The organism is Algibacter sp. L1A34, from assembly GCF_009796805.1.
In the GTDB taxonomy this organism is placed as follows: domain Bacteria; phylum Bacteroidota; class Bacteroidia; order Flavobacteriales; family Flavobacteriaceae; genus Algibacter.
Window position 1 is genome coordinate 91,967 of record NZ_CP047029.1, and the last position, 17,010, is coordinate 108,976.

Sequence of the window (17,010 nt, forward strand, 5' to 3'; positions counted from 1 at the left end):
CAGATACCAAACCTATAAATTACTCACCAAAACCATTAAAAGTTAAAGTTTCAAACTCCTTTTCATCATTTTCAAAAATCAAGAAGACTTTTAATTCTGAATGACCTTCTAAAAAGACTTTTACTTTTTCTATTCCCATAGCCTTAAAAGCAGTCGCGTAAGCATCTGCCGTCATACAATTATCAGCAATTACAGAAATGCTTAATAAGTTAGTTTTACTAGGATAACCTGTTTTAGTATCGATAATATGTGCATAGCGATTTCCATTTTCGTCAACCTTAAATTTTCGATATGTTCCTGATGTTGCCATGGACTTATCCTTAAGAAAAAGCACTTTATTTATAGATTGCGTTCCATTAAAATTTGGGTTCTCTACACCTACTGTCCAAACCTTTCCACTGGCTTTATTAGAACCTCTTGCACGTAGTTCTCCTCCTATATTTATTAAATAGTTTTTAACGTTTTTACTTTCCAAAAATCTACCTACAACATCAACCCCATAACCTTTTGCGATAGCGTTAAAATCCAAAAACGTTCCTTTTGGTTTTATAATTTTAGAATTAACCAATTTAACTTTATTTAAACCTACGGATTGCATTAAATTGTTAATCTTAAGGCTATCTAAGTCAATTATTTTTCCTTCCGGGCCAAAATCCCATGCGTTAACTACGGCTCCTATTGTAGGATCGAAAGCACCATTGGTAGCTTTGTAAATAGCTTCAGAATTTTCGAAAACGGTTTTAAAATGGTTATCAATATCAATAGATTCATTTCTGTTTAATTTCGAAATATCAGAATCAGGAATATACGTTGACATCGACTTATTAATTACAAAAAACAAACTATCGAGCTGTTTTTCATAATTCACATCTGTACCGCAAGTAACTTGATAAAAGGTTCCAAAAACAGAACCTTCGATTCGTGTATTTTCAGGATTAATTATTTCTTTACTTGAAGCTGATTGCTTGCATGCAGCAAACATCAAGCATAATATCACAAATTTAAGCTTATTCATTTAGTTCAAATTTGTTTCTAAAACCTGAATTCCGTTATATTCTAATAAGTATTCTTCGTTTAAATAAAGAGGTTCTTTTTCACCATTAACACTACCTACTCCAACACCTGCATACAATACTTTAGCATCATTTTCTCTAGCGTGCTTTTTAAAGCTTTCCATCCAAACTACATCGTAATTATTAGGGTTTTCTGGTAAAATTACGGCACGAACAATTACAAAAAAGTACTGCTTTGTTTTATCCATACAAACAAATTGGGGATGTTTTTTAAGTTTACTATTTATGGCTATAAAATCGAAACCACGATTTTCTAAATCTTTCCCAACGTGGTTCATGGCCAAATTGTGAAGTTCTTGTTTTGATAATGCTTTACTCATATTGCAAAAATACAATATTACTCGTATTTTAAAAACTAGATTATAACAAAGTACTTGACAAAAAGTTATTTAAAACGAACAAATTTGGAATTATTAAAGGTATAATTTGAAACAGGTATAACAACATCTTGCTCCAGTTTATACCACGGAGAAATTACGCTATTCTCAAGATTTTTAACCAAATGCACACTTTGCGCAGGCGTATTTCCTTGAAACAGTAAAAATAGTTTTTCACCATTTTCATTTATCACTTCATCACAAAGCATAACAATATGCCCTGGCGAACCACCTCTTATAAGCATATCTCCAATTTTCAAATCTTTTGAAGATGTTATTTTTGGTAATTCATTGTATAATGACAATGTGCCTGAATACATGTAAATAAGATTCAAATATTTATAAAAATTTTCTTTTGAATAATTCTTCCCCGCGGTTTTATAAAAAGAGACTTTATTGCCTTTAATTTTAGGCCGATATCCTTCAGCATATTTAAGCCAAGAACAGTAATGTCCACTTGTGAAATTAAACCCTATTTCTGATTTTCTACCGGTTTCCCATAAGTATTCGCTACGTATTCTAATTAATGCATCGGCACATTGTTGTAATCCGTTTTTAGGAACAGGAATTTCTAAAATCCCTATGTGGCCACCTTGCCAAAAATATTCAGAATTATCATAATTAATAATTTTACTTCCAAAAGCTTTCAATTTATAATTCCGAAGATAATTTTGAAAAGTTCTTTCAGAATAATTTAAACGTTTATAGCCATCAGGAACATTTACTCTTGAAACAATAGTAAAACTATCTTTATCAATTAGGTTTACTTTATCGGTAGCTCTAACACTGTTTTTTAAATTCTTATGAGAAGATGTTATCTGAAAGAACAAAACAGCAACAACAGTGGTGAAAATGGTTAAAACGATAGTTTTTTTCATGTTTTTATAACGAAGAAACATATAGTTTGGTATAAATAGAATTGGTAAAGAAAGTTCATTTTAAAGAAACTGCTTTTTTTTTCGTAATTTAATATCAAAATTAACCGATATGCAAACTACTCCACGATTAGAAGCCGCTATAAATAAACTATATATTGCTTTTCATAATAACAAATTGAATCCCGAATGTTGCAAACAATGTGCGGTTGGAAATATTTTAGACCAAATGGATAGTTGGAAACATCTTTCTGACCATCATGGGGCAACAGCGCTTAATTATGTTGGCAAAGTACATCAAAATTTAGGACGAAAATTTAATGGATATTCCCCTTTAGAATTACTTCAAATAGAAGCAACTTTTTTGAAGGCTTGCGGATACAAATTACCACTTCATTATAAAAATGAAAAACCTAAAAATCCAACAGATAAAGATATTTTATTTAAAGGATTGTCTGAAGTGATAAAACTTTTGTGCGATTTAGACAAAATCGATAATGTTATGGATTATACCAAATTATTTGAATTTGAAAACGATAAACCTAAAGTAGAATTACATCTTTTTAGTTGAAAAACAAATAAGTTTAAACTTTCACTGGAATAGAAAAAGAAAAAGTTGTTCCGGCGCCTTCTGATGATGTAAACCATATTTTACCAGAATGAGATTCCACAATTTTTTTGCAATGTGCTAAGCCTATTCCCGAACCTTCATAGTCTAATCTTGAGTTCAACCTTTGAAATATAGCAAAAACACGATCTTGATATTCTTGAGCTATACCAATGCCATTATCTGCAACAGAGAACTGCCAGAATTTTTGTTCTTCAACATCGCCTTCTTCTATTTTGGAAATTTCGGTACAATAAATATCTATTTTAGGCTTAACTCCAGGTTTTGTAAATTTAATCCCATTAGTTATCAGGTTTTGGAAAAGTAATCTTAATTCTACCTCATTACCTTTTATTTTTGGCAAATCTTTATAATTAACAACGGCTTCACTGCGGTTTATGACACTTTGTAAATCTCCTGTCAATACATTTAATAACGGCATACAGTCAACATCATCAATTATTTTTGTTCTTCCTAACCTAGAATATTGTAAAAGTGCATCGATTAACTTTTTCATTCTCACACTACCTTCTTTTATAAAACCAAGCATTTGTTTTCCATCATCATCAAAACTACTGTTGTACTCAGAATCTATAACATCTATAAAACTAGATATGGTATTAAGAGGTTCTTGTAAATCATGGCTTGCGATATAAACAAATTGTTCTAATTCTTTATTTTTTGAAACCAATTGTTTAGACTGGTGGTTAATTTCAACATGCTGTGCCTTTAAGCGAAAATTTAATTTTTTATTCTTAATATAAGCCACTAGCAATGATATACTCACTATGAATAATAAACAAGACAAAATGGATAATAATATATTGTATTGTCTTTGTGTACTTATTATTATATTTTTTTCTGCAAGAATATCTTCCTTTTCTTTTATATGAATGTTTTGGACCGTTAAAACCTTTTGTTGATTTTGAATTTCAAGATTAACAGAATCTATTTCTAATTGTTGCGCATTTATTTTATATAACTGTTTTTCAAGCTTTTCTTCTAATTCTAGCTCGAATACAAGACTTTCTTCTAGCCTCTTGTTTTTCAATTCACTTTCACGAGACAAATTAGTTATAGAATGTTCTTTATCTATAATAACTTTATCTTTTTTATTAATATCATCTATTTGACTTCCAATTGTTTTTATATGAGTTTCTATAATTTTTTTCTGCTCAGCTTTTTCCCTATTGGCTATATATAAGTTTTGCTCTACTTTTTTATATAATTTATCTTTTATTTCTTTTGAAGTTACAGCATAACTAGCTAATACTGGAGTAATTTTAAGATTAGCTTCTCTAATAAACTGCCTATTGATATCATATTCATAAGTATCACCAACCTGCACCATATTAATCATTGAGCTGTGCGTTGGATACCCTTCTGTTATTATCAGAATCTCCTTCCCCTTTGTACTATTTAAAATTGCTTTTATTAAATATTCATAGGTGCTATTTACATAAACCACATTGCAATATTGAATATCATCAACACTGTTTATTCTTTTAACTTCAATAAGTTTATCATATATGCGTCTATTATTTGAAATATCAAAAAGACTCTTTTTAATAGTATCTGGCCCCATAACTCCTATTTTCAAGGTAGTCATTTGTTTTATTTTGGGCCACTTAACTTGTTCACACAAATTAAAAACCATTATTGCGCGTTGCTCCAGTATAGAAGATTCTCTGTTTTTCTCTGAATTCTGGCTAAAAGACAGATTAGAGTACAAGGAAAATACAACTAATAATATTAAGGTTTTTAAATTTAAACACTTTGAATTATAAGTCAGTATAATTTTCTTAAGCACAGATTTACTTAGATCCCTATATGATATATTTCCCATTTTTAAACAACTCTATTAAACAGCATATAACCCTAAGAACAGTGTTCTAATGGTTTATTTATCTGTTTAGACATAAAAGATATTATATATCTTTAGTTTATTATTAAATTTAGAGGGAATGAATGGATTATTATACAATTAACCTAAAGCAAAAAATTAAGCTCTTATCGTTAACTAATACTTACTAGATATTTACATAATTATTAATATATTCTACTGTTAGCATTTTTCCTTTTTTAATCTCAACTTTACGAACGGCAGTTAACCTTTCAAATTTTTCTTCTGATAAATCTACACTTATCATAGCATATACCACGACTTTATCAAATTTATCATTAGAACATTTTTGGACTTCTTCTAAAAATTGAATACCATCCATAACAGGCATATTTATATCTAAAAAAATAATATCTGGAACATCAATATTTTTCAAATAATTAAGTGCTTTTAAGCCATTCTCCAGCATTACTATTTCACAATTGATAGCACTTTTTTTAAAAATATAATGATTATAAAAATTGGTCGCTTCATCATCATCAACTAAAAGTATTTTTTTCATAATTAATATGATGAAGTATTATTCTTAACTTTCATTAATGCAGAATTAAACACCTGTTTATCTAGAGGCTTCCTTATAAAATCTAAAAGTGTATCATAATTATTGAATTTTGTTAAATCTTTTGGATCATTAGATGACGAAAGAATAATAACGTTAATATCATCGACTAAATCCTTACCCAATGCATAAAAATTTTCTAAAAACTCCCAACCATTCATGGCTGGCATATTAATATCTAAAAAGACTATATTGGGTTTTTCTTCTTCGTTTTTTAAACAATTCTTAATATAAGAGATTCCTTCAAAACCACTATCTAATAACACTATAGAACTAATATTATCATTATTTTTAGCGATATGTTTATTTAAAAAATTAGTTGCTTTATCATCATCAATGAATAAAACTTTTAGATTCTTTTCTTTATCAACCATTATAGAGCGATTATATTATAATAATGAAAGTTTTTATCTACGCTTATTGTTGCAATTTAATTATTTTATCGATATAATAACACATTTTTACGACATAATACATTGTGTATTTCTAATTCAACAAAAAAATATTAAAATAAAAACTTTATATTTTAATATTTAATAAAAATTAGAAGCTAAAAAAGCCCAACACTTTCGTATTGGGTTTTTTATATATTTCAAATTTAGAGACTATCCTCCAAAATCATCAAATCGAATGTGTTCATCTGGGATACCAAAATCTTCACCCATTTTTTGAACAGCTTTATTCATTAATGGAGGTCCACAGAAGTATAATTCTATATCTTCTGGAGACTCATGTAATGACAAATAATTATCGATAACACAGTTGTGAATGAAACCTACAAAACCATCACCTGGGGCATCAATATTTTCTTTTACTTTCCAGTTATCTTCTTCCATTGGTTCAGATAATGCTAAGTAAAATTTAAAATTAGGAAAATCTTTCTCTAACTCACGGAAATGCTCTAAATAGAATAACTCACGTTTAGAACGTCCACCATACCAATAAGTCACTTTTCTTCCAGTCTTTAAAGTTCTGAATAAATGATATAAATGAGAACGCATTGGAGCCATACCTGCACCACCACCTACGTATAGCATTTCGCTATCAGATTCATTAATAAAGAATTCACCGTAAGGTCCTGAAATTGTTACTTTATCTCCTGGTTTTTGGTTGAATATGTAAGACGAAGCTATACCTGGATTTACATCCATCCAACCACCTTTGGCGCGATCAAACGGCGGGCAAGCCACACGTACGTTTAACATAATCTCACGTCCTTCAGCAGGGTAAGAAGCCATAGAATAGGCTCTTTCAATTGTTTCCGTATTCTTCATGACCAATGGCCATAATTTAAATTTTTCCCATTCTGCTTGAAACTTATCTGGCGTTTCATGTTCTTCAGGATGCGCTGTAATATCCATATCAGAATACTTTACTTCACATGGAGGAATTTCAATTTGAATATATCCACCTGCTTTGTAACCCATATCTTCCGGGATCTCAACTACAAATTCTTTAATGAAAGATGCCACGTTATAGTTACGCACTACAACAGCTTCCCATTTCTTAATTCCAAATACTTCTTCTGGAATAGTGATATCCATGTCTTGTTTCACTTTAACTTGACAAGCTAAACGAACACCATGTTGTAATTCCTTTCTTGTAAAGTGAGGCACTTCGGTTGGTAAAGCTTCACCTCCACCAGAATTTACGTGACATTCACATTGAATACAAGTTCCACCACCACCACAGGCAGATGGTAAAAATATTTTAGCATTCCCTAACGTGGTAAGTAAACTAGCTCCAGAAGCTACTTCTATTTCCTTTTCACCATTAATCGTTATTTTTACTGGTCCTGATGGTGATAGTTTTTGTTTTACAACTAATAATAAACCAACTAGTAAAAGCGTAATAATTAAAAAAGCAATTACTGTTACTACTATTGTTCCTGTTGTACTTGCGGCTAATATCATATTACTCGTTTACTTTTATGTTGTTAGCTAACACTTCTTTGTTATCCTTTGTAGAATCTACTTTTGCAGTTTTTTCTTCTTTTGGTGCTTCTTCATCACCTCCAGTTAACATTCCTCCAAAACTCATGAATCCAATCGCCATTAAACCAGTAATGATGAATGTAATTCCTAAACCTCTTAATGCTGGTGGCACGTTAGAATATCTAATTTTTTCACGAATAGCGGCTATCGCTAAAATCGCTAAAAACCATCCAATTCCAGAACCTACACCGTAAACAGTTGCTAATCCTAAAGTTGGTATTTCACGAGATTGCATAAATAATGAACCTCCTAAAATGGCACAGTTTACAGCAATTAATGGTAAAAATATACCTAATGAATTGTACAATGATGGAGAGAATTTCTCGACCACTATTTCTACTAATTGTACCATGGTTGCAATAGTTGCAATAAACATGATAAACGATAGGAAACTTAAATCGTAACTTGCATATTCCTCACCTAACCAAGATAAAGCACCTGGTTGCAATAAATACTGATCTAATAACCAGTTTAAAGGCACGGTAATAGCCAATACAAAAATTACGGCTGCTCCTAAACCTACAGCTGTACTCACTTTTTTAGATACCGCAAGGTAAGAACACATTCCTAAGAACGTGGCAAATACCATGTTATCGATAAATATTGATTTAAAAAATAACTCTATATGTTCCATATTTCTTTAGTTATTGATTATTTAATAATTGTTACTTGTTATAAAAAAACCCGTCACAACTACTAGTAACCAAATTTTAATGATCTTCTACTAATGCTGTATTTCTACTACGTTGAATCCAAATAATAATACCAACTACAATTAAAGCCATTGGAGATAATAACATAAAACCGTTATTCTCGTAACCTAAAGCATATAATCCTGTTTTTTCGATTGGATCTCCTAAAACTTTAAATCCTAATAGTGTTCCAGAACCTAAAAGTTCTCTAAAGAATCCTACTAGAATAAGAATTAAACCGTAACCAGCTGCATTACCAATACCATCAAGGAAAGATCTCCAAGGTTTATTTGCCAGAGCAAAAGCCTCAAAACGTCCCATAATAATACAGTTTGTAATAATTAATCCAACAAATACCGAAAGCGTTTTACTTAACTCGTAAGCAAATGCCTTTAATACTTGATCTACTATAATTACCAAAGCTGCAACAACAACCAATTGTACAATAATTCTAATTTTTGAAGGAATAATATTTCTCATTAAAGAAATAACAACGTTCCCAATAGCTAACACGGCCATTACTGAAACAGCCATTACAATAGATGCTTTTAACTCAGCAGTAATTGCTAAAGCAGAACAAATACCAAGAACTTGAATAGTAATTGGGTTATTATCCGCTAATGGATCTGTGATTAACTTGGCGTCTTTTTTTGATAAAAGTCCCATAAATTAATTGTTTTTTAAGTTTTTGAAGAACGGTACGTATAGCTTTAAATCGCTTTTTATCATTGCTGAAACCCCATTACCTGTAATAGTAGCTCCTGCAATAGCATCGACTTCGTTATCTGTTTTATCATCGTTTTTTGGATCGGCATTACTTTTAGAAACATCAATACCTTTAAAACGATCTGAGTTATCTAACAAATGCTCACCAATAAAATCGTCCATAAAAAAACGTTGCTTAATATTAGCTCCTAAACCAGGCGTTTCTCCTTTGTGATCAAAATAAGCACCTTGTATTACCATGTTTTCGTCCATAGCAACGTAAGCCCAAATAGCATCCCAAAGACCTTTACCACGAATTGGCGCAATGTAAAATGTTTTACCATCCTTTACACCTTCTAATAAAGGTAACCGTCTAGCAATACCAGCTTTCGCATTGGTTTGTTCTTTTTTAACATCAATTAAATAAGCTTCATCATCCTCGGTAACTTTACCATCTTGAATAACCAATTGTTTTTTAATGTATTTTTTAAACAAGTCTGGCGCTTTATCTGTTGACACAAAATTAGCACTAGTTTCATCATTCTCATTTACGCCCATAGCATACAAAATATTTTGTTGCTTTTCTAGACGTTTGTTTTCATCAATATTAGGTTTTAAAGATGATGCTGTAAATGCTAATAATGAACCTACAACCAACACCATAACAACGGCGAAAATTATAGTATATGAATTTTTATCTGTTCTATTTTCCATCGTTATGCAACTTTAGCTTTTAAACGTTTCATTCTTTTCTTCACATTTCCTTGAACCACATAATGGTCTATAGTTGGAGCAAACACATTCATTAATAGAATAGCTAACATCACACCTTCTGGATATGCTGGATTGAATACACGAATCATAATAGAAAGAAACCCTATTAAGAAACCATAAATCCATTTTCCTTTATTGGTTTGCGACGCCGTAACTGGGTCGGTAGCCATAAACACGGTACCAAAAGCAAAACCACCAATAAGTAAGTGATGCCAAAATTCAGTACTCATTAATCCATAAAACTTACTTGTTTCAGTAATCCAACCAGAACTTACAACACCATTAAAAATTAAGCCCATAACTAATGCGCCAACACATGATGATAACATAATTTTCCAGCTTCCAATTTTAGAAAACACTAAAAACAAACCACCTAAAATAATAAGTAGTGTTGAAGTTTCTCCAACTGAACCAGGGATAAAACCAAAGAACATATCGGCAACAGAATGTGTAACCGCTTTCCCTTGTGCTAAAGTCCCCAAAATAGTTTCTCCAGAAATGGCATCTAAATTAGCTCCAGCAGCAATTTCTTTTGTTCTTTCAACTGCACCTTCAACCCAAACTTTATCTCCAGACATCCAAGTAGGATATGCAAAGAATAAAAAGGCTCTAATTGTTAATGCTGGATTTAAGATATTCATCCCAGTACCACCAAAAACTTCTTTTCCGATAACAACACCAAAGATAACAGCAACGGCCAACATCCATAAAGGAATATCAATTGGCACAATTAATGGCACTAACATACCTGTTACTAAATAACCTTCTTCAACTTCGTGATTTTTTATTACCGCGAATAAGAATTCAATTCCTAAACCAACACCGTAAGAAACAATTACTAAAGGAATGATTTTCCAAAAACCAATAATAAAGTTATCAAAAGCCCAAAATTCTGGACTAAAGAAACCTGCCGTTACAGCTTGAACTTCTCCAACCTGTAAGTTATGTTGATAACCAGCGTTAAACATACCAAACAATAAACATGGCACCATAGCCATAATTACTGTATTCATAGTACGCTTTAAATCGTCGGCTGCTTTTATATGAGTTCCATTATGTGTGGTCTCATTTGGTAAGTATAAAAAGGTATGGATTGCATTAAATGCAGGTGCCATTTTTGTCCCTTTATACTTTTGCTTTAATTTATGTAAATTATTTTTTAAACCCATTATCCTATTTCTTTAAGCATTAAGTCTAAACCTTCTCTAATAATTTTTTGATGCGGTTGTTTAGATACACATACAAACTCGGTTAAGGCGAAATCTTCAGGTGCAACTTCGTACATTCCTAAAACTTCCATTTCATCTAAATCTTTATACATACAAGCTTTTAAAATTTGCATTGGATAAATATCTAAAGGAAAAACCTCTTCGTAAACACCTGTAGTAACAAAAGCACGATGCTCACCATTAGTGTTGGTGTTTAAATCGTATTTTTTTGTTTTACTTAACCAAGAAAATGTTAAGGCTCTAGACGTAGAAATTTTATTGAAGACAGGTTTAGTCCATCCAAAAAACTCATAATCATCACCTTCAGGAATAACAGATATTACATTACTGTAATAGTCTAAATTTCCGTCTGGTTGAATTTGTTTTCCTGATAACACATTTCCAGAAATAACACGATCGTTACCTTCTTTAGAAACACCTTTATCGTAAATAATGGTAGAAATTTCACTACCAATAATAGTTTTAAAATATCTTGGTTTTTCAACCGAAGAGCCAGCTAAAGCTACAATACGTTCTGCATTAAACTTACCAGTTAATAAAAGTTCCCCAATAATAACCAAGTCTTGAGCATTTACCGTCCAAACTACTTCGCCTTTATTTACAGGATCCACTTTATTAATTAGTGTACCAACATTCCCAGATGGGTGTGGTCCAGAAACTTTATGAGTAGTAACACCTGTTAAACCAGCAAGAGGTGAACTAGAGGTACCAACTGAAATATGCACAGCACCTTCCGTTAGTTTACCTAAAGCAGTTACCGCAGCTTGCAATTCAGCTTCTTTACCTTTTAAAGTAAAGTCTAAATCGGCAGCCAATGGTGCGCTAGCATAACCCGAAATAAATATCGCTTTTGACGATTTATTTGGATTTGCAATAACATCATAAGGGCGTTGTTTTACAAACGGCCAGCATCCTGATGCTAACAAATGTGCTTTTACAGATTCCGCTGTGGCACTACTTAAATCAAATTTTCCTAAATCTGCAAAAACTTGCGATTTATCAGCTTCAATTTTAATAGCATCTAGGCGTCGTTTTGGTCCACGCTGTACTTCAATCACTTTCCCTGAAACTGGCGATAAAAACATTACCGAGTCTTGGGATTTATCGAAAAACAAAGTATCCCCAGCTTTTACTGAAGTACCTTCTTTTGCAACAAGTTTTGGAATTACGCCGTGAAAATCCTCTGGCCTTATAGTGTAGTAGTTACTAATAATCGCTTGTTCAACGGTTTTATCAGCTTCACCTATAAGTTTAATGTCCAGACCTTTTTTAATACGAATGTCGTTTGACATATTTATTTTTATTGAAATTAGTTGTCTAAAAATCGGTGCAAAAATACAAATAAATACCTAAAATCTTCATCAAAAAAAAGCATATCATTTATTTATATCGATTCTAAATAAACAGATTTAATTAGGCATAGATTTTGTTTATATTTACACATAAAATTATAGCAAATATGAAATCTAAGGTAATAAAAACATTTCTTATAGCACTCCTCCCTTGTCTTATTTTTTCTCAAGTTGAAGAAGTAAGTCCTCCTGATTTCATTAAAACCATCAATTTTAAAAGTAACACACCCGAAACCCAATTACCTATTTTAAAACTAGGCGAATATGTTGTTTTAGAATTCGACGCCTTAAATGGCGAAGAGGCAGACTACTACTATAAAATTGAACATTACAATTTCGACTGGACACCTTCCAACCTTATAAAATCTGAATTCTTAAATGGTTTCGATAATCAGCGTATTCGTGATTACGAAAATTCACTTAACACCTATCAAATATTTTCACATTACAAACTCACCATCCCAAACCAATTTACAAAAGGACTAAAAGTTTCTGGGAATTATATGATTTCTATTTTTAATGACGACGACGAATTAGTATTCTCTAGAAAATTCATGATTTATGAAGACAAAACCGCCGTTGGTGTAAGCGTAAAACGATCAAGAAACATTGAATTCATTGAAGAAAAACAACGAATAGAACTCCTAATTACCTCAAACAACATCCAGCTAAATAACCCAACACAAACTGTAAAAGCCGTCATTATTCAAAATAATAATTTAAACAACGTAATCGCGAATATTAAACCACAATACACCATTGGCAGCAAGCTTATATATAAATACGATAACGAAACTAGTTTTTGGGCCGGCAATGAATTTCTCTTTTTCGAAAATAAAGATGTTCGCGCAGCCAACACCGGTATTCAGTTTATAGACCTTAAAGATATTTACCATAATTACCTTTACACCAACATGGAACGCGCCAGTAAACCATACACATATAACCCAGATATTAACGGAAATTACTTAATAACCAATGTTGATGCAGATGACGCTAGCATTGAGTCAGATTACGTTTGGATGCATTTTTCACTGTTAGGCGACGACTTTTTAACCAATAAGAACGTACATATATATGGAAACTTTAATAATTACGCGATAAACGATAGCACCCGTATGATTTTCGATGAAGCAAATAACCGTTTTACAAACACCATGCTACTAAAGCAAGGGTTTTATAACTACAAATATATTGTTGTCAACGATGACGGTACAATAAATGAAGGTGCCGTAAGCGGTAATTTCTGGCAAACTGAAAACAATTACAAAGTTCTAGTGTATTATCGCGATTTAGGTGCTCGATACGATAAAATCATTGGTTTAGGAGAAGCCAGCTCAGTGAACATCACAAATTAATACGCTAATTTTAGAAATTCAGCAAAATATAGGGTAAGAAATGCATTTCAACTAATTTATCAATCAAACCTGTTAAAATCGCTCACTAACTCTTTAATATTTATTATTTTAGCAACGTAAATTGCTTAATTACATATGGTACAACAAGTTACATGCGGCATAAAAATTTCGGTAGTTACAAACTTCGAAGGCTCATTTTATAAAAACTATAAAATGCAATATGCCTTTGCCTATACCGTAACCATAGAAAACCAAAGTAAAGATTCCGTACAACTTTTTGCCCGCCACTGGGAGATTCTAGATGCCTTAAATAATGTAGAAACCGTAATTGGCGAAGGTGTAATAGGTAAAAAACCTGTTTTAAAACCAGGAGAATCACACACGTACACATCTGGCTGTTTGCTTAAATCGCCTTTTGGCGCTATGCAAGGGCACTACAACATGGTCAATTTTACAACTACAAAAAAATTCCAAGTAACCATCCCTACATTTAAGTTGAGTGCTACTTTTGCTATCAATTAATTTCTGAATTTATCTTATTTTGGCGTTACCCAAAAGGGTCGGGCTTTCCGCTATATCTTTATTTGTGCTATATTAATTACAGCTTTTAATAAACAAGCGTTAAAACCCCAATTATATTCCTTTCAACAAAACAAAAGCTTAGCACAAAAAAGGATGCCGCATCAATCCCTAACGCAGGTTTCCACAGTGGTTTAATTATATTAATAATTTATTATTTCAATTGCTTTTTCCAATACTTCATCTCTCCCCTTTTTAATTCCTTCAACAGTTGGCCTAATCACCACATCGGGAACAATACCAATTCTTTGAGTTTCTGCACCATCTGGATAATAAATACCATTTCCAGAAATTCTAGTTAATAATCCTCCTGGTAAATATATATCAGAAACACTACCATCTGCTCCAGCTGTAGTACTTCCAACAATAGTAGTGTTCTCTCCTGCTCTAAATGCCATAGCAGTAAATTCCGATTGACTTTGCGAATATTCATTAACCAAAACAACCAACTTGCCTTTATATGTTATAGTATCGTTTTCGAGATTCAAAGGTCCCGAAAAATTAAATTCCCCAGGGTTATCTTTATTAAATTGAGCTATTTTAACAAAAGGAGTTCTTGACGAAACAAAATAAGAACCTAATTTATAAGGCACAAAAGCCGAAGGATAGTTTCTTATATCAATAATAATACCTTTTGTGTTTTCAAAAGTTTCTTTTAATATCGGTATGTCCTCAGTTTTTATCGATTTTAAAGTTACATAGCCAATATTATTTTCTAATAATTTATAACTTTTTTCACCCGTCCAATTATACCACTTCGTATTCAATTGCTCCAAAGGATAAAGCGATATAAACTCGTGCTTTTTGATTTCATTAGAAATAAAATCAATATCAATATTTTTTTTATTGAAACGTAAAAGATCTTTAGAAATATCTCTCATTTTCGCAGCGCCATTTGATGCTGGATAATAAGGACTAATACTATCCACAATAAACTCAACAGATTTATTATTAATATGTGTAATCACGTCCCCAACTTCAACCTTCGAAGCTTCTTTTAACTCAGGATTATAATAATCTGTAACTACTAATTTATCTTCGACAAATTCAACTTTAAAAGGCGGGTAAAACTCACCTTGTTTTTTAGTTACATTATTAAAACCAACTGAAGTTGTTGCATGAGTATCATTAATGTCACTTATTAATAAAATACATTTTTTTTCGTATTCTAATTTACCCTCTGATTTTATAAACTTTGGAATATATTCTTTTAAAACTTTACTCCAGTCTTTATCTGTTAAATGTTTATAAGGAAAAAAATAATGAATGATATTCCAATATCGATAAAGAGCTAATAATTTAAACCCATCATCATTATACAACATGGAATAGTAATATTTTTCATTTACAAAATTCGGATTCCTAGTAGGACCTTTATCAATATAATAATGCTTTCCTTGAAATCTATTTTTATAAATATAATTTATTTTATTTTTTAATTCTGAACTCAAACTAAACCCTTCCAACCATAACATATCAGGCTTTACAAAACTAACAGCTTTAGTATCTATACATTTTGCACACGCATCAATTTCTCCGTATTTTTTAATCCATTCGAGAATCACCTTATCTCTTTCTAAGTTACCTTTAACTTTTAAAAATTTTGGTAACATTCTAAAAAGCTCAAAATCCCAATTATAATTTCCTTTACCTACCTCCGGATGATTGTATTTCAAAAACCCCCAAACTTTACCTAATAATTCTAAATTACTAACAAGTTCTTCATTAAGCTCAGGGAATTCAATCTTAGAATTCAAGTCAAATTCATTATCTAAAGTTGCTTTATAAACGGGTTGTTCTATTTCTTTTAAAGTTTGAACATCCTGGCCATCTATAGTTAAAACAAATTCGTCAAACCATGCCTCACCTGTGCCACTCATTATCCCCGCCACAATAATATTTTCAGCATTTTCGGGATATGTTAACGTTACAGAGTATTTTTGCCAATCTTTTGTACCATGGATATTTTGTTTTTCCATATTATCGCCCGCTAATATTTTTTTACCACCATCTATTCTCAGCATAAGACCTGCATACCCTTTTTCAATATTTTTGGTTTTCATGTAGCCTTCAAGTTTAATAGACTCTCCTTTATAATTAGCAGGAATACGGTAAGCAATACAACCAAAAGAATTGGCAGCATTTTCTTTAGAAGTTATTTTGGATGCATATTTGCCTGAATACACATTAACACTATCTACATTTAAGCTATAATCTCCCCATTCAAACCATTTCTCCGGAAATAATAGTAATGAATCATAAGTTTCAAAATCTAAATTAAATCTTTTTTTTGTTTGAGATGTACAGGTTATATAAAAAAGCGATACAATAACTAAAACCGTGTATTTCATTAGTTTCATTTTTTATAAAAATATCAATATAACAGAGACGACAACCTTTTCTTAAGGCTCCAAACAAAGTTAATAAAAAACTGATAATGTTTACATTAACTCTTAAATAGCACTACTTAATCTTTAAAATTCAGAATATATTCTATCAACTAAATATAAAACCATCAAAATGTAACATTTCAACAAAAAACGACACCTATATATAAAGTAGCTGCTTTTCATTTACAAAGATTTAGATCAAGTAATCTTTCACACTCTTGTTGACTATTTCAACAGAGTTTCACTAAAAACATTCAGAAATTATGGGAGGAGAAGGTTCAATGATGGCTGCTAACCTGTCGTTAAAAAACAACAGAAGTATAGCGTCAAAACGAAGAGAAAACAGCGCTTTATCTGGTAGCTACTCAAAAATTAAATTAAAAAAATTTCCTAAAGCCACACCAGAACAACTAAAAGAAATAAAGGAGAAAACAATAAGAGAAAACAGAAAAACGCTATTAATAAATATCGGCTTATTTATAGTAACATGCATTGGCTTATTTGTTGCCATCCAATATTTATTCTAAAAAAAAAGATCCTTCA

At 31.3% G+C, this 17,010-nt stretch carries 17 protein-coding genes; 4 read left to right on the top strand and 13 right to left on the bottom strand.

All coding sequences use genetic code 11. The annotated features are described in order from the left end of the window. Positions 1-19: 19 nt before the first annotated feature. The 3 genes from GQR97_RS00315 to GQR97_RS00325 form a co-directional block, all read right to left on the bottom strand. On the bottom strand, positions 20-1,015 hold the full coding sequence (locus GQR97_RS00315) for an FAD:protein FMN transferase (RefSeq protein WP_158843931.1): 996 nt from the start codon (positions 1,013-1,015) through the stop codon (positions 20-22). Next, positions 1,016-1,393: a Na(+)-translocating NADH-quinone reductase subunit F gene (locus tag GQR97_RS00320; RefSeq protein WP_158843933.1), complete on the bottom strand. Its 378-nt coding sequence runs from the start codon at positions 1,391-1,393 to the stop codon at positions 1,016-1,018. Between the two features lie 65 nt (positions 1,394-1,458). Further along, complete coding sequence (locus GQR97_RS00325; RefSeq protein WP_158843935.1) at positions 1,459-2,328, bottom strand: DUF4846 domain-containing protein; 870 nt, start codon at positions 2,326-2,328, stop codon at positions 1,459-1,461. A gap of 109 nt (positions 2,329-2,437) precedes the next feature. Between GQR97_RS00325 and GQR97_RS00330 the strand changes: the two genes are divergently transcribed. Then, positions 2,438-2,896, top strand: a complete 459-nt coding sequence (locus GQR97_RS00330; RefSeq protein ID WP_158843937.1) for a Na(+)-translocating NADH-quinone reductase subunit F — start codon at positions 2,438-2,440, stop codon at positions 2,894-2,896. 13 nt (positions 2,897-2,909) lie between these two features. Here GQR97_RS00330 and GQR97_RS00335 read toward each other — a convergent pair whose 3' ends face one another. The 9 genes from GQR97_RS00335 to GQR97_RS00375 all read right to left on the bottom strand — a co-directional run bounded on the left by GQR97_RS00335 (position 2,910) and on the right by GQR97_RS00375 (position 12,080). Then, positions 2,910-4,778, bottom strand: a complete 1,869-nt coding sequence (locus GQR97_RS00335) for a YfiR/HmsC family protein (RefSeq protein WP_158843945.1) — start codon at positions 4,776-4,778, stop codon at positions 2,910-2,912. A gap of 184 nt (positions 4,779-4,962) precedes the next feature. Beyond that, positions 4,963-5,337: a response regulator gene (locus GQR97_RS00340; RefSeq protein ID WP_158843947.1), complete on the bottom strand. Its 375-nt coding sequence runs from the start codon at positions 5,335-5,337 to the stop codon at positions 4,963-4,965. 2 nt (positions 5,338-5,339) lie between these two features. Next, positions 5,340-5,768, bottom strand: a complete 429-nt coding sequence (locus GQR97_RS00345; RefSeq protein ID WP_158843949.1) for a response regulator — start codon at positions 5,766-5,768, stop codon at positions 5,340-5,342. A 231-nt stretch (positions 5,769-5,999) separates the two neighbouring features. After that, positions 6,000-7,307: an NADH:ubiquinone reductase (Na(+)-transporting) subunit F gene (nqrF, locus tag GQR97_RS00350; protein ID WP_158843951.1), complete on the bottom strand. Its 1,308-nt coding sequence runs from the start codon at positions 7,305-7,307 to the stop codon at positions 6,000-6,002. 1 nt (position 7,308) lies between these two features. After that, positions 7,309-8,022 carry an NADH:ubiquinone reductase (Na(+)-transporting) subunit E gene (gene nqrE / locus GQR97_RS00355; RefSeq protein ID WP_158843953.1) on the bottom strand — a complete coding sequence of 238 codons (714 nt, stop codon included), beginning with the start codon at positions 8,020-8,022 and terminating at the stop codon, positions 7,309-7,311. Positions 8,023-8,098: 76 nt separating this feature from the next. Then, on the bottom strand, positions 8,099-8,746 hold the full coding sequence (locus GQR97_RS00360) for an NADH:ubiquinone reductase (Na(+)-transporting) subunit D (RefSeq protein WP_158843955.1): 648 nt from the start codon (positions 8,744-8,746) through the stop codon (positions 8,099-8,101). A 3-nt stretch (positions 8,747-8,749) separates the two neighbouring features. Then, complete coding sequence (locus GQR97_RS00365; protein WP_158843957.1) at positions 8,750-9,499, bottom strand: Na(+)-translocating NADH-quinone reductase subunit C; 750 nt, start codon at positions 9,497-9,499, stop codon at positions 8,750-8,752. Positions 9,500-9,501: 2 nt separating this feature from the next. After that, a complete protein-coding gene (locus GQR97_RS00370) occupies positions 9,502-10,728 on the bottom strand; it encodes an NADH:ubiquinone reductase (Na(+)-transporting) subunit B (protein WP_158843959.1) in 1,227 nt (408 codons plus the stop codon). After that, positions 10,728-12,080, bottom strand: coding sequence for a Na(+)-translocating NADH-quinone reductase subunit A (locus tag GQR97_RS00375; RefSeq protein WP_158843961.1), 1,353 nt, complete (start codon positions 12,078-12,080; stop codon positions 10,728-10,730). The genes GQR97_RS00370 and GQR97_RS00375 overlap by 1 nt, the downstream gene beginning before the upstream one ends. 167 nt (positions 12,081-12,247) lie before the next feature. Between GQR97_RS00375 and GQR97_RS00380 the strand changes: the two genes are divergently transcribed. Next, positions 12,248-13,498: a type IX secretion system plug protein domain-containing protein gene (locus tag GQR97_RS00380; protein ID WP_158843963.1), complete on the top strand. Its 1,251-nt coding sequence runs from the start codon at positions 12,248-12,250 to the stop codon at positions 13,496-13,498. A 135-nt stretch (positions 13,499-13,633) separates the two neighbouring features. Further along, positions 13,634-14,020: a Co2+/Mg2+ efflux protein ApaG gene (apaG, locus tag GQR97_RS00385; RefSeq protein ID WP_158843965.1), complete on the top strand. Its 387-nt coding sequence runs from the start codon at positions 13,634-13,636 to the stop codon at positions 14,018-14,020. Positions 14,021-14,220: 200 nt separating this feature from the next. Here the strand turns inward: apaG and GQR97_RS00390 are convergent, their stop codons facing one another. Continuing rightward, positions 14,221-16,428: a S41 family peptidase gene (locus GQR97_RS00390; protein ID WP_158843966.1), complete on the bottom strand. Its 2,208-nt coding sequence runs from the start codon at positions 16,426-16,428 to the stop codon at positions 14,221-14,223. A 302-nt stretch (positions 16,429-16,730) separates the two neighbouring features. Between GQR97_RS00390 and GQR97_RS00395 the strand changes: the two genes are divergently transcribed. Next, a complete protein-coding gene (locus GQR97_RS00395) occupies positions 16,731-16,994 on the top strand; it encodes a hypothetical protein (protein ID WP_158843968.1) in 264 nt (87 codons plus the stop codon). Positions 16,995-17,010: the final 16 nt, after the last annotated feature.

What these genes read in the sequence shown, in the direction of transcription:
- GQR97_RS00360 (WP_158843955.1), bottom strand. Translation starts at nt 8,746, where the DNA reads ATGGGACTTTTATCAAAAAAAGACGCCAAGTTAATCACAGATCCATTA.
- GQR97_RS00330 (WP_158843937.1), top strand. Translation starts at nt 2,438, where the DNA reads ATGCAAACTACTCCACGATTAGAAGCCGCTATAAATAAACTATATATT.
- GQR97_RS00320 (WP_158843933.1), bottom strand. Translation starts at nt 1,393, where the DNA reads ATGAGTAAAGCATTATCAAAACAAGAACTTCACAATTTGGCCATGAAC.
- GQR97_RS00315 (WP_158843931.1), bottom strand. Translation starts at nt 1,015, where the DNA reads ATGAATAAGCTTAAATTTGTGATATTATGCTTGATGTTTGCTGCATGC.
- nqrE (WP_158843953.1), bottom strand. Translation starts at nt 8,022, where the DNA reads ATGGAACATATAGAGTTATTTTTTAAATCAATATTTATCGATAACATG.
- GQR97_RS00365 (WP_158843957.1), bottom strand. Translation starts at nt 9,499, where the DNA reads ATGGAAAATAGAACAGATAAAAATTCATATACTATAATTTTCGCCGTT.
- GQR97_RS00375 (WP_158843961.1), bottom strand. Translation starts at nt 12,080, where the DNA reads ATGTCAAACGACATTCGTATTAAAAAAGGTCTGGACATTAAACTTATA.
- GQR97_RS00340 (WP_158843947.1), bottom strand. Translation starts at nt 5,337, where the DNA reads ATGAAAAAAATACTTTTAGTTGATGATGATGAAGCGACCAATTTTTAT.
- nqrF (WP_158843951.1), bottom strand. Translation starts at nt 7,307, where the DNA reads ATGATATTAGCCGCAAGTACAACAGGAACAATAGTAGTAACAGTAATT.
- GQR97_RS00325 (WP_158843935.1), bottom strand. Translation starts at nt 2,328, where the DNA reads ATGAAAAAAACTATCGTTTTAACCATTTTCACCACTGTTGTTGCTGTT.
- GQR97_RS00370 (WP_158843959.1), bottom strand. Translation starts at nt 10,728, where the DNA reads ATGGGTTTAAAAAATAATTTACATAAATTAAAGCAAAAGTATAAAGGG.
- GQR97_RS00395 (WP_158843968.1), top strand. Translation starts at nt 16,731, where the DNA reads ATGGGAGGAGAAGGTTCAATGATGGCTGCTAACCTGTCGTTAAAAAAC.
- GQR97_RS00380 (WP_158843963.1), top strand. Translation starts at nt 12,248, where the DNA reads ATGAAATCTAAGGTAATAAAAACATTTCTTATAGCACTCCTCCCTTGT.
- apaG (WP_158843965.1), top strand. Translation starts at nt 13,634, where the DNA reads ATGGTACAACAAGTTACATGCGGCATAAAAATTTCGGTAGTTACAAAC.
- GQR97_RS00345 (WP_158843949.1), bottom strand. Translation starts at nt 5,768, where the DNA reads ATGGTTGATAAAGAAAAGAATCTAAAAGTTTTATTCATTGATGATGAT.
- GQR97_RS00390 (WP_158843966.1), bottom strand. Translation starts at nt 16,428, where the DNA reads ATGAAATACACGGTTTTAGTTATTGTATCGCTTTTTTATATAACCTGT.
- GQR97_RS00335 (WP_158843945.1), bottom strand. Translation starts at nt 4,778, where the DNA reads ATGGGAAATATATCATATAGGGATCTAAGTAAATCTGTGCTTAAGAAA.